General features: G+C 55.2%; 9 protein-coding genes. 2 read left to right on the top strand and 7 right to left on the bottom strand.

Annotated features, from left to right (window positions below; genetic code table 11):
• Positions 1 to 6: 6 nt before the first annotated feature.
• The 7 genes from HNR65_RS11620 to HNR65_RS11590 form a co-directional block, all read right to left on the bottom strand.
• Positions 7 to 327 carry a cupin domain-containing protein gene (locus HNR65_RS11620; RefSeq protein ID WP_181551676.1) on the bottom strand — a complete coding sequence of 107 codons (321 nt, stop codon included), beginning with the start codon at positions 325 to 327 and terminating at the stop codon, positions 7 to 9.
• Between the two features lie 120 nt (positions 328 to 447).
• Entirely contained in the window at positions 448 to 2,079 is a 1,632-nt protein-coding gene (hcp, locus tag HNR65_RS11615) for a hydroxylamine reductase (RefSeq protein ID WP_181551675.1), read from the bottom strand.
• Between the two features lie 340 nt (positions 2,080 to 2,419).
• Positions 2,420 to 3,817: a multiheme c-type cytochrome gene (locus HNR65_RS11610; RefSeq protein WP_181551674.1), complete on the bottom strand. Its 1,398-nt coding sequence runs from the start codon at positions 3,815 to 3,817 to the stop codon at positions 2,420 to 2,422.
• 55 nt (positions 3,818 to 3,872) lie between these two features.
• Complete coding sequence (locus HNR65_RS11605) at positions 3,873 to 4,415, bottom strand: NapC/NirT family cytochrome c (RefSeq protein WP_181551673.1); 543 nt, start codon at positions 4,413 to 4,415, stop codon at positions 3,873 to 3,875.
• A 142-nt stretch (positions 4,416 to 4,557) separates the two neighbouring features.
• Positions 4,558 to 5,523 carry a GGDEF domain-containing protein gene (locus HNR65_RS11600; protein WP_181551672.1) on the bottom strand — a complete coding sequence of 322 codons (966 nt, stop codon included), beginning with the start codon at positions 5,521 to 5,523 and terminating at the stop codon, positions 4,558 to 4,560.
• Entirely contained in the window at positions 5,502 to 6,614 is a 1,113-nt protein-coding gene (locus tag HNR65_RS11595) for a cobalamin B12-binding domain-containing protein (RefSeq protein WP_181551671.1), read from the bottom strand. The genes HNR65_RS11600 and HNR65_RS11595 overlap by 22 nt, the downstream gene beginning before the upstream one ends.
• A 74-nt stretch (positions 6,615 to 6,688) precedes the next feature.
• Entirely contained in the window at positions 6,689 to 7,672 is a 984-nt protein-coding gene (locus tag HNR65_RS11590) for an ATP-binding protein (protein ID WP_181551670.1), read from the bottom strand.
• Positions 7,673 to 7,832: 160 nt separating this feature from the next.
• Here HNR65_RS11590 and HNR65_RS11585 point away from each other — a divergent pair, with 160 nt between their 5' ends.
• Entirely contained in the window at positions 7,833 to 8,960 is a 1,128-nt protein-coding gene (locus tag HNR65_RS11585; protein WP_181551669.1) for an efflux RND transporter periplasmic adaptor subunit, read from the top strand.
• Complete coding sequence (locus tag HNR65_RS11580) at positions 8,957 to 12,052, top strand: efflux RND transporter permease subunit (RefSeq protein ID WP_181551668.1); 3,096 nt, start codon at positions 8,957 to 8,959, stop codon at positions 12,050 to 12,052. Before HNR65_RS11585 ends, HNR65_RS11580 begins: the two co-directional genes overlap by 4 nt.
• Positions 12,053 to 12,245 lie beyond the last annotated feature (193 nt).

The raw sequence follows: 12,245 nt of genomic DNA, 5'->3' as shown, positions 1-12,245 counted from the left end.
CCTTTTTCATATGGGCGGGGCAATGGTAACCAGCACCCGCATGTCGGTTTCCGCCCGGATGCCGTGGGGTTCGCTGATATCGGAGATCAGAACATCTCCCGGGGCTGCGGGGATGCCCGCGTCTTCTGCGCCCAGAAACTCGCCGGTGCCCTCAAGCACGGTGATGCTCAGCTGGCCGTCAATGTCATGGGAATGCACGGGCAGTTCCTGGCCGGCTTTGAAATTGAAGTTGATCACCTTGAAATAAGGTGAATCATGCACCAGCAGTTTTTTTAATGATTTTTCCGAAAAATCGTTTTCCTTAAACACTTCCACTTTTTTGAGCATGTCGGCTCCTTTCGCCAATGCCGTTGGTGTGGCTGCAAAATCCCCCCGGGGGTACGGGCCCGGAACCCGTCCGGTGCCCGCACCGGGTTGCGGGAGGACAACCCTGTTCTTTGTTGCTGTTTACCCCAGAATGGCCTTAAGATCCTCGTCCGGGGTGCTGATGGGCTTGATGTCGAATTTGTCCACCAGGACATTGAGCACGTTCGACGATACAAACGCCGGCAGGCTCGGGCCCAGGCGGATATCTTTGATGCCCAGGTAAAGCAATGTCAGCAGGATGGCCACGGCCTTCTGCTCGTACCAGGAGCATATGATGGAAAGCGGCAGATCGTTTACCCCGCAGTCAAAAGCATCTGCCAGGGCAGAGGCGATCTTGACAGCCGAATAGGCATCATTGCACTGACCGAGGTCGAGCAGGCGCGGAATGCCGCCGATGGCCCCCAGCTTTTTGTCAAAGAATCTGAATTTGCCGCAGGCAAAAGTCAGCACCATGGTATCTTCCGGTGCCTTTTCAACAAACTCGGTGTAATAGTTGCGGCCCGGCTTTGCGCCGTCACATCCGGCCACCACGAAAAAGTGGCGGATGTCTTTGTTTTTCACCCCTTCGATGACCTTGTCGGCCACGCCGAGTACCGCGTTGTGGCCAAAGCCCACCATGACCGATCCGCGATCAATGTCTGCGTCATATCCGGGCAGGGAAAGCGCCTTTTCAATGGCCGGGCTGAAATCCTTGTCCGCGATATGGGTGACCCCGGGCCAGCCCACAAGGCCGGTGGTGAAAATATTGTCCTGATAGACATCCTGGGGCTTCTGGATGCAGTTGGTGGTCATGACAATGGCGCCCGGAAACTCGGCAAACTCCTTTTTCTGGTTCTGCCAGGCCGTGCCGTAATGGCCGTAGAAATGCTCGTATTTCTTGAGCTCCGGATAGCCGTGGCAGGGCAGCATCTCACCGTGCGTATAGACGTATATACCCTTTCCCTCGGTCTGCTTGAGGATGGTTTCAAGATCTTTGAGATCATGGCCGGAGACCAGCAGGGCCTTGCCCTTTTTGGCGCCCAGGGGCACTTCGGTAGGTTCAGGATTGCCGTATGCGCCGGTGTTGGCCGCATCCAGCAGTTCCATGGTCACCAGGTTGATCTCCCCGCACTTGAGCACCAGCCCAAGCAGGTCATTGACCCCCAGATTGTCGTCCAGGGTGGCGGCCAGACCCTCGTAAATGAAATCGAAAATCTGATCGTCTGTCTTGCCCAGAATCGCGGCGTGATCGGCATAGGCGGCAATGCCCTTGATGCCGTAGGTCAGGGTCTCCTTTAAGGACAGGATGTCCTGGTCCACAACCGGCTTTTCAGCCTCGGGACCGAAATCTTCGCCCTGGGCCACCAGTTCCTCAACCGTGGCCGCCGGGGTGAAAGTTGCCGGGCCGCTGGTGAAATCAGCCCATCCGCCGGCTGCTTGCACTTTTTTCTTCAGTTCGTCGCGATGGCTGACGCACTGGTTGATGAGTTCCACAAACCGGGGCGGATCAAAATCCACGTTGGTCAGGGTGGAAAACATGGCCTCACAGGCGAAATGATCGATCCTGCTGTCCTTTACGCCGACCTTGCGGCCCTCTTTGGCTACCTGGGCCAGGCCTTTGACCGCGTAGATCAGTACATCCTGGAGTTCGGCCACATCCGGCTGTTTGCCGCAGACACCAATTTTTGTGCAGCCTTCGCCTTTTGCGGTTTGTTCACACTGAAAACAGAACATGGGATGCCTCCTTTTTTGGGGGTAATTTTTCAATTTTAATGCAGTTACACTTTTTCGATGTTTCGGTCATGTTATAGACCGCCAGGCGAATCCAGACCTTGACTTAGGTCAAGAGGAAGAATTTTTTCCTAAACTGAGTGTTTCAAATTTTTAAAATTTTTATTTGTCTATTATTTTAAAAGGGTTAAGACCATTTTTAGCTTTAAAAATTTGAAACACTCAGTTTAGGTTTTTGCAAAAAAACAAAACCTCCGTTTTATCCTTATTTAAAAAAGATAAAACGGAGGTCTGTGTTTTGCAAAAAATGCCGGCGCCGGGTGAAAGACCCGGCCTTCCGGAGTTACTGGCTGCCGAAAATGGCCTCGGGCCGGGTGGTTCTGCCCGTGGCATTGGGGAAATCCGGTGCCTTTTCAGCCTTTTTGTTGTGCTCGATTAACTCCCGGCCTTTCTTCATAAAGGAATTATACCGGTGCTTGACCTCGTAGAACCCGTGCCACCATGTATAATCCGGGGCCATCATGGCCGCTCCCATGCGGGCCCGCCGGCCTTCGTGATGCCACAGCTCATAGTATTCAACCTCTATTTTTTCATCAAACATCTTTTCATCATCCACCAGCCCCTTTTCATAAAGCTCGTTCATCAGGTCCCTGGCCGGCTTGAAATAAACCTCGTTGTATTCCTCCACCACCTTGTCAAAAGTGGCGTAATGATCGTCCACCCAGTTGTTGCCATGGCACTGCAGACAGATCTCCTTCATTTTCTTGCGCTCCACCTCCCAGTTGGTTTTGGCGGGAAACGCTTTGAAATCGGAGGGGCGGACGGTTAACGGCGCCTGGATCTCCCAGGACAGCCGCTCTGTGACGTCATGGGTGGTGCGGGTGGAGCCGGCACCGCTCATGTGGCAGGAAGCGCATGTGGGCGCACGGTAATCCACGCCCGGAGACCAGGTGCCAGGGGCGGCGTCCCAGTTGTATTCGTCACCGAAACTGTCGTAAATGGCCCCGTGCTTGGACTCGGTATAAATCTCGATCTGGGGATGGTCCGGACCCAGATGGCACTGACCGCAGGCCTGGGGTTTTCTGGCCTCCATCACCGAAAAACGGTGCCGGGTATGGCAGGAACTGCAGCTTCCCTTGCTGCCGTCCAGATTCATGCGTCCCACGCCCACGTTGGGCCAGGTTTCCGGGGTGAGGTTGCCTTCCTCATCGGTTTCCAGCACGGTGCCGTGGCAGTAAAAACACCCGGAAGCCCGCTCAAAATCGCTGTTCATGCCCTTGTTTAGCCAGGGATCGATTTTCCAGATGATCTCCAGGGTATTGGCGTGCTTGCTGCGCTTGTACTGCTCGGCCTCGTCCGGGTGGCAGCGGGAGCAGTCCTTGGGTGTGACCACGCCGGCCACGGGCACCCGATACTGTTTTCTGCCCCATTGGGAATCGGTTTTTTCATACTGCTGGAAGTGCTCCTTGCTCACGTCCGGATCGGTTTGCTCGGCTTTGTGGCAGTCAATGCAGGTGATATTGGCATTGGCGTGCCGGCTGTTTGCCCAGTCACCGAATATGCCCGGATGCTCCTGTTTGTGGCACTGGATGCAGGCCACGCCAGCCTCTGAAATGGAGCGCTCGATGCGGAACTCCTTTTGCTTGGCCATGTCCTGCTCAGCCTGGGAAGATACAACAGCCGGCAAAGCCAGCAAAAATAACATGGCACTGATCACCGTGCAGAATAATAATTTTTTCATACCCGCCCTCCATGCGTCAGAAAAGGGTGATGATTCATATGGTTGCACACTTTGATCAATTCAGTTCATACTGCTTATAGCGGTAGACCTCGGCGGGGTTGTGCACCAGGTCTCTGTGGCAGTCCACGCATCGTTTCTCCCGGCCGGGTAGCGCGTGGATCACCGAGCGATGAGCCAGCATGGCCCCGCGCTTGTCCGGAATATACAAAATATTGCGATGGCATTTCTGACACTGGGCATTGTCAAAGGAATCATAGGCTTTTTGCCGGTTTTTTTCCCGGTCGTATTCATCCATAGTGAAATGCACCACAATATCTTTAATGCCGTGCAGGGTTTTTTTATAGAAAAAATCCACGGTGTCGTGGGGTGCGGGCAGGTGGCAGTCCATGCAGTCGGCCACAAAGCCCTGGGCGTTGTTGACGTGGGTGGAGGTTTTCCACGTATTGTAGGCGTATTCAATTTCGTGGCAGGAAGCGCAGAACTGCGGAGTGGAAGTGCGTACCATGGTGTAGTAAGTCATTGAAAAAACCGGAAAACCGATGGCAATACCGGCGGCCACCAGAAGAAAAGCCGTGAGATAGGGTCGTTTCCTTTTCATAAGCCTCCTGTTTCCAGGTGCGGTCTTTTAGGGTAAACGGCCAATAAGGGAGCTGAAAAACGTTATGATAAAATAAAAAATATCGGCTGTGCAAAAAATTGTCAATTTGTTAATGCAAAATTTTTTGACTGCCGCGCTTTTTTTAAAGGGCACAAACCCAGTTGCGGCCCGCATCCTTGGCCTTATACAACGCCTGATCACCCCGCTTAATCAAGGATTCGGGAGAATCATCCGGGGCCAGCCCGGCAACACCCATGCTGGCGGTAACCTGATAGTGGTTTTCCAATATGGCGGCACCGGCCAAGCGCTGCCGCAGCCGGTCTGCAAGCGATAGGGCCTCTTTTATGGTTGTATGGGGCAGATACAGGATAAATTCCTCACCGCCGAAACGGGCGGCAAAGTCCTCCTGCCGGCAGCTTTCCCGAACAAGGCCGCCAAAGTGTCTCAGCACGGCATCTCCGGCATCATGGCCATAGATGTCATTGATGTGCTTGAAGTGATCCAGGTCCATCATAACAACCGCCAAAGGCATCTGATGACGACGGGCAAGATTAAACGCCTCCTGGTAGCGCTCCTGGAAATAGGCACGGTTGGCCAGACCCGTGAGGGAATCGGTGCGGGACAATTCCGTGATTTTCCGGTTGGCCTTTTCCAGGTCCCGGTTTTTTTGGGCGAGTTCCCGGCTCAGACCGGACAGTTCGTTATTGAGAAGCGACATGCTCTCCAGCACTTCATTGTCCGTGCCGCCAAGGCGGTCTCCCAGCACCAGAAACCCTTCTTCTATCGCAAAGGTATAGCATTTAAAAAGAATTTCCGTGTAGCAGATCCTGAAAATCTGGGGCAGCAGGCTGTTGTCCTGCCTGGAAACCAGCAGGGAAAACCCTTCTTCGCCTTCAAGGGAGCACAAAATATCGCCCAAAAACCTTCCCAGGGGCTTTTCCGGCAGATGGAGATTTCTGGCCAGGTTATCATTGCAGGCCAGGATGCGATGGTCCCTGTCGGTGACCACGGCCAGGGTGCTGCCGGCTGCATTGAAAAACACCCGGAACGCCAGTGGATTTGCCTTGATCACTTCCAGCAGGGTCATCAGCAAATCGCTTTCCCCCATTGATCCGCCAGGGCCACGGCCTGTTCCGGATTTTCGGCAAATCCGTCCGCCCCCAGCTTTTGCGGCAGTTCCGGATAACCGCCAAACGCCTGTCCGCCGATCATGATTTTGGGCTGCCGGCCTTCGGGCCAGGTCCGGATGGCCTGGATGACATTTTGAATGGATTCGAGATTAAACGGCACAGTGATTGAAACGCATACCAGGTCAAAGCCGCTGGCTGAAACATATTCCAGCAGCTCCTCCGAAGGGGTGTTGGCGCCCAGAAAGGTGATTTCCCATCCGTCGGCCTCCAGGGCATTGGCCACCATGGCGGCCCCGATTTCATGGAACTCGTTTGCCGTGGCCGTGACCACGGCTTTGCCCTTTGATTGTTCGGGCGATTCCATGAGCTCGATATACTGTACAGCCATAACCCGGTTAACAAGGGCCGAGGCCAGATGTTCCTTTGCCACGCTGATTTCACCCCTCTCCCACATGGCGCCCACGGCATACATGGCCGGCTGGACCACATGGATATAAAAATCATTGAGCCTGGCCAGGTCCGGCACAGCCTTTTTTGCCACGGCCATGGACGCCTGTCGGTCTGCACTTAACAGGCCCTGGAGAAACTGTTCATACACGGGCCGCCATTGGGCATCGGGCTCCATGGTTCGGTCATGAGACTGCTTTGAAAGCTGGATGAACTTCTCATGCCTGGAAATCATCCAGCCATAGACCGCATCCAGACAAGCCGCAGAGTCCGGCGCCAGGGTTTCTTCCAGAACATCCCGCCACGTCTGCAAATGAGCGGGAAAATAATTAAAGGAAAAACCGCGGCCGGTGTATGCCCGGTAAACCCAGGGGATGGTGTTGAGCAGCAGCGCGTATTCATTTAAAGAAAACACATTGCTCATAAAAAGGCCATGATTTCTGTGATTGTCAAACATCATGCTCACGGGATTGCCGCCGATCAACAGATCCAGTTCGGGCCGGCGGCGCATGCGGTTATTGACCTTTTCGACCATTTCACCCAGATGCTGCTTATATGCCATGGCCGCATCCGGGGGAACTTCAGGCAGCCGGCTGATTTCTTCTTTCAAATCCGTATCCATATCTTCCTCGCAATCATCAGACCGGGCTTTTCAGCCCGCTCCGAAAACAGAAAACCCATGGACCAATATTTTTGTTATTGATCATCAATGACGGCCGGTGTTTTTTTCAGCCAAACAGCAAAGCACGCCCCGCCCAGATCTGAATCACGGACTTCAACATTCCCGTTGTGGGCCCGGGCGCAGGCCTCAACCGAAAGCAAGCCCAGGCCGCTTCCATTTTTTCGGGTGGTATAAAAAGCTTCCATTACGGTTTTGCGCATATTCGGGGCAATGCCCGGACCGTTGTCATGGACTTCCACGGACACAACATCATCGTGCTCAAGCAGGTCCACCCGAATACGGCCGTGCTCACCCGCAGCCTGGGCGGCGTTGAGCACCAGATTGAGAATCATCTGGTAGACCAGAAGCAGATTGCCCATAAACATCAAATCCGCCGGCCCCGTGCGCTCAATTTTGCAGAAACGAAGGCTGCGGTGCTTTTCCGCAAAGGCCAGGGCATCGCCGACAGCTGCAAAAATATTAAAATACGTTTTTCTGGTCTCCCGGCCGCTGACCCGGGCCAGTCTCCGGGCAAGTGCTTTAAGTCGGTCCTGGGCGGAAAAAACCTTTTGCAGGGTGTCCTTTTTTTCTTCACCGGCGGCATCCGCCAGTTCCTGTACATGATATTCCAGGGTCATAAGCAGGTTGCTGACCTCGTGGGCAACCGAATCGGCCAGCACAAGGGCCGAGGCCTGCCGCTCGGCGGCTATCAGGCGGTTGCCGAAATTCAGCAGCCTGCGCTGCTGCCGGTCAAGACGCAGCAGCATGGCATAAAGCACGCAAAACAGCACAACAGTTGTAAAGAATACAAACAGCAGGCCCTTGGTTTTTTCAATCAACGCCAGGTCAGGAACCGAGGCAGCAGCCAGTGCCGCGAAATGGCCTGAAAAAAGAATGTAGAGAACCCCGGCCGCAAAAAAGACACCGCAGGCGGCCAGCGCGATTTTCAATGGCCTGCCCGGCGGTTCAATCAAGTCCGGTCCCGGGGATGAAAACGAAGACATCCGGTGACCTGCCATTCTGCCCTCCCTAAAAACAAGCCTGTTGCCGGAAAATCCGGCAGTTGCCCTCTGGCAAATGCGCCAACAATTGATTTAAGTCAAGGACGCGAGGCGTATCCTGTAATACATATATTTACAATATTATCTGTTTTTGCAACCATGTTTCCAGGACAAAACAATGAAAAAGCATCTGCCCAAAATTCTCCTGATTCTGATTCTTTTGCTGCTGGCAGCCGGAGCCGTGTTTCTGGTGCACCATCGCAAATCCGAACTTTCGGGAATGGATACGGTACCCGCTCCCGCCCTGCCCGTCCATGTCAGCAAGGTGGAAACAGGCGCAGTGGCGCAAACGCGGCATTACCTGGGGATCCTCGAGCCTGTGGTCTCGGCCCGGATTGCCGCCCGGGTCACCGGTTATCTGAATTCTGTACCAGTAGACACCGGCGACAGGGTGCGAAAAAACCAGGTTATTGCCGAGATTGACGACCGGCTGCTCAAAAAGGAACTTTCCGGACTGAAGGCCGAGCTCAAGGGCGCCCGGGCCGACCTGGCGGATCGCAAACAGCGCTATGAAAGAAGAAAGGCGCTTTACAAAAAGGGGCATGCAACCGAGGAAAGCCTGGATGCGGCCCAAAGCGCCTTTGTTTCCGCACGCTCCCGGGTATCCACGCTGAGCGCCCGTATTGAATCCGCCCGGGTATCGCTGGGATACGCAACAATTCAGGCGCCTTTTGACGGGGTGGTCACCCGGCGGCACAAGGATCCCGGAGATCTGGTAACACCCGGGCAGGCCCTATACCAAATCGAGGACACGGCCGGGGGATACCGGGTCCTGGTCCATCTCGACGCACAAACAGCAGACCGGATATCCAAGCATACCACAGCCGAAATCCGCCATGACAGCAGCACCATTGAAGCCCCGGTGGACCAGATTTATCCGGCAGGCGATGAAAACCGCATGGCCGTAGCAGAAATCCGACTTCCGGACAGGCCCTTCAACCGGCCGTCCATGACATTTGTGGGCGTGGACCTGGTTTTTGGCGCTTCAGAGGCCCTGGTGGTCCCCAAGCAGGCGGCTCTGGAATATGAAGGCCAGTGGCGGGTCTTTGTGCTCCGGGACAACCAGCATGCAACACCCGTGGATGTGGATGTATCGGCTTTTGGGGAAAACCGCCTGGCTGTGATTTCCGAAAAACTCCAGCCCGGCGACCGGGTGATTGTGGGCGATGAATCCATGCTCATCCGTCTTGGGGAAAATACCCGGGTCACACCTGTCAAGGCCCTCGGGACCCGGGAGGCCAGATGAACCGGGTTGAGGCCTACCTCAAAAACCCCCACGGGATTACCGCCCTGTTATTTCTGGGGGTGGTTTTCGGACTGATCAGTTTCCGGACCCTGCCCTTAAACCTGTTTCCGGACGCCAATTATCCCCAGGTGGCGGTTTTGCTGGTCTGGCCCGGAGCTTCAGCCGAGGACATGACCGACCGGGTATCGCGCCAGGTGGAAAAAGAACTGGCCGGCATTGCCCAGGTCCGACGCGTTGAAGCCGCGGTGCGCGATGAAACCGCTGCGGTCAAAGCGGAATTCGAGTATGAAAAGGGCCTGGATGCTGCGGTACCGGATGTCAGCGCCGCCTTAAACCGGATTCTGCCTTCTCTGCCCGCAGACATGCTGCCTCCCCGGATTTTCAGGGTTTCAGATGCCACCGCTCCGGTGCTCACCCTAGCTGTATCCCCCGGGCCCGGATCGCACCTGTCCATGGCCCGGGTGCGGCAGATGGCAGATAACGAAATCCAGGAAGCGCTTCTGCGCCTGGATTCCGTGGCCGATGCCGAGGTTTTCGGCGGTTACAAACCCGAAATCCGGGTATCAGTGGACCGGGACAAACTTGCGGGATACGGCCTTTCCATTACCCAGGTGCTGGCCGCTGTTTCCCGGCAGCACAAAAATACCCCCAGCGGGACCCTGTTTCGGGACCAGGACCGGGTGCTGATCAAAATTAAAGGCGAGAAAAAACACGCCCAACAACTCGGCGAGGTGGTGATGGCCACCGGAAAAAAGGGGCGGGTGTATCTGCGTGACCTTGCTGAAATCAAAACCACATATCAAACCCCGGATTCTTTTTTTCACGGCAACGGCAAGGCCGCCATCGGCATTAACATCCTGCGGGCCGAAGGCGGCCATGTCACCGACACTCTGGAGTCCGTTGAAGCCGCCCTGCCGGAGATCAAAAAACAATTTGCCCAGCTTTCCTTTGAAGTGGCCGACACCCAGGGCGAGTTGATCCGCACCTCTGTGGGCAACCTGGTCACGTCCCTGCGGGATGCGGTCATCCTGACCGTATGCGTGATTTTTCTGTTTCTGGCCCGCGTGCGCATCACCCTGCTGTCAGCCGTGTCCATTCCCGTAACCTTTCTGCTGACATTTGCGGGCATGAAGCTCATCGGCTACGAACTCAACATCGTGACCCTGACAGCCGTGATCCTGGCAGTGGGGCTTTTGGTGGATGACGCCATCGTGGTGATTGAAAACATAGAAAGCCACAATGCGCCGGCTGATAAAACCCGCCTCAGGGCAGCCATTGACGGCACAAAGGAAATTTTTCTGGCTGATTTCGCCGGCACTGTCACCACCATCTCGGTGCTGGTGCCCATCATGTTTGTGGGCGGCTATTCCGAGAAAATCCTGCGTCCCCTGACTGTGGTCCTCTCCCTGGCCCTGGCCAGCTCCTTTATCGCCTCGGTAACCGTAATTCCGCTATTTGCAAGGCGCCTGCTCAAACCGGAAAACACCCCAAACAGGCTGGAAAAGGCACTCCAGCGAGTACGCGACGCCATGCTCGCCCCCTTGCAGCAGTTTATGCTCCGGGCATTTCGCGCCGGGACCACCCGGTGGTTTTTTCTGATAGCCCCTCTTTTGATCGCGGCCCTGATTATTGGGCTGCGGCAAATGCCCCTGGCCGGCCGGGACCTGATGCCGCCCATGGACACGGGCATCCTCAAAGTATCCTTTGAAACCTGGCCCAACATGTCAATTGACCGCACGCGGCAGGTGGTCAGGCAAATGGAACAGGTCATCACCGAAACACCGGGATATATCCGGATGTCCACGGCCGTTGGCGCGGAGCCTTCGGTGATCAGCTTCGGCTCCGATCAGACTCCTCAGGAAGGGTTGATGACCGTGCATTTTAAAAACCGCTTTGAACGCCCGGAAACCCTGTGGGAGATCGAAGCGGATTTACGACAGGCGTTTGCTCAGATACCGGGCCTGAAAACCGTGCACGTGTTTGACTACGGGGCCACGCCCCTTTCAGCCATTGCCGCGCCCGTGGATGTGAGGATTTCCGGGCCGGACCCGCAAATTTTGGACCATCTGGCAGACAATGTCAAACAGCGGCTCAGCCAGGTTAAGGGCTTAAAATCCATTTCCCGGACCTGGGATTTTTCCAAGCCGGAACTCATCATTGCATTAAACCAGGAAAAACTGGCTGATTACGGCATATCCCAACAAGACACGGCCGATTTTCTCAGCGCCGCCACAACCGGAAAACAGGCGGCCCTGTTCCGGGTCCCCGGTCAGGACGGATACCCGATCCAAATACGCTTAAACCCTGAGCAGATCGATGCCGTGGGCGCGCTGTCCACCCTTCAGGTGCCCGCACCAAACGGTCCGGTTCCCCTGGCCGAAATTGCTGAAATCCACATGGACTGGAAACAGACGCGGATCACCCGGGAGGACCTGCAGCCCACAGTGGACGTGATCGCATACCGGGCCAAAGCGCCCATCTCATTTCTCCACGGCCAGGTGCAGGAAGCCTTGGCCGATATTGACCTGCCGGCTGGATACAGCATCGATCATACCGGCGAAATCTCGTTTATGGAAGAAAGCTTTACCCGTCTGGGCGGCAGCCTGGGCATGGCCCTGGTGCTGCTTTATTTTGTGCTGGTGGTCACCTTCCGATCCTGGGCCCATCCGGTGATGATCATGTCGGCCATTCCCCTGGCTTTTATCGGCGTGCCCTGGGGGATGCTGATGGCCGGCCGGCATTTCTGCATGCCCGCGGCCATGGGCATGATCCTGCTTTCAGGCATTGTGGTCAACAACTCGATTTTGCTCATTGACTATATTGAAAACGCCCGCAAAAAAGGAACCGGGCTCATGGCTGCCGTGGAAGAGGGCATCCGGAGAAGAACCCGGCCTATTTTAATGACCGCATTGAGCACCATCGCCGGCATGACCCCCATTGCCGCGGAACTGGCCGTGGGCCTGGAAAGGCTCTCACCCCTTGCCGTGGTGGCCATCTCCGGGCTTGCCGTGTCCACATTTCTGACCCTGATCTACGTGCCGGTCATCTATGTGTGGATCAGCAGAGCCAAAATGCGGCTTTTGGGCAACTGATACATAGACCCGCCTGTGAAAAACACTCCGGGCCGGGACAAAAAACTGACCGGATTCTTGTCAAAATTATGACACAGAAATCCGGTTTTTTTATTTCCGCCCGTGCCGGCAATAATGGAGATATTCGATAACATGCGAAAATCAAAAGCATTATATCCTTATCCGCAATAAAACAACAAATGGCATACAAATT

Source organism: Desulfosalsimonas propionicica (genome assembly GCF_013761005.1).
Classification (GTDB): Bacteria; Desulfobacterota; Desulfobacteria; order Desulfobacterales; family Desulfosalsimonadaceae; genus Desulfosalsimonas; species Desulfosalsimonas propionicica.
The sequence above is the reverse complement of the archived record's forward strand: the minus strand, read 5'-3'. Positions and strand labels throughout refer to the sequence as shown.

Excerpts from the sequence above, each read along its gene's own strand:
- HNR65_RS11595 (WP_181551671.1), bottom strand. The coding sequence starts at position 6,614 with ATGGATACGGATTTGAAAGAAGAAATCAGCCGGCTGCCTGAAGTTCCC.
- HNR65_RS11590 (WP_181551670.1), bottom strand. The coding sequence starts at position 7,672 with ATGGCAGGTCACCGGATGTCTTCGTTTTCATCCCCGGGACCGGACTTG.
- HNR65_RS11585 (WP_181551669.1), top strand. The coding sequence starts at position 7,833 with ATGAAAAAGCATCTGCCCAAAATTCTCCTGATTCTGATTCTTTTGCTG.
- HNR65_RS11580 (WP_181551668.1), top strand. The coding sequence starts at position 8,957 with ATGAACCGGGTTGAGGCCTACCTCAAAAACCCCCACGGGATTACCGCC.
- HNR65_RS11605 (WP_181551673.1), bottom strand. The coding sequence starts at position 4,415 with ATGAAAAGGAAACGACCCTATCTCACGGCTTTTCTTCTGGTGGCCGCC.
- HNR65_RS11610 (WP_181551674.1), bottom strand. The coding sequence starts at position 3,817 with ATGAAAAAATTATTATTCTGCACGGTGATCAGTGCCATGTTATTTTTG.
- HNR65_RS11600 (WP_181551672.1), bottom strand. The coding sequence starts at position 5,523 with ATGGGGGAAAGCGATTTGCTGATGACCCTGCTGGAAGTGATCAAGGCA.
- hcp (WP_181551675.1), bottom strand. The coding sequence starts at position 2,079 with ATGTTCTGTTTTCAGTGTGAACAAACCGCAAAAGGCGAAGGCTGCACA.
- HNR65_RS11620 (WP_181551676.1), bottom strand. The coding sequence starts at position 327 with ATGCTCAAAAAAGTGGAAGTGTTTAAGGAAAACGATTTTTCGGAAAAA.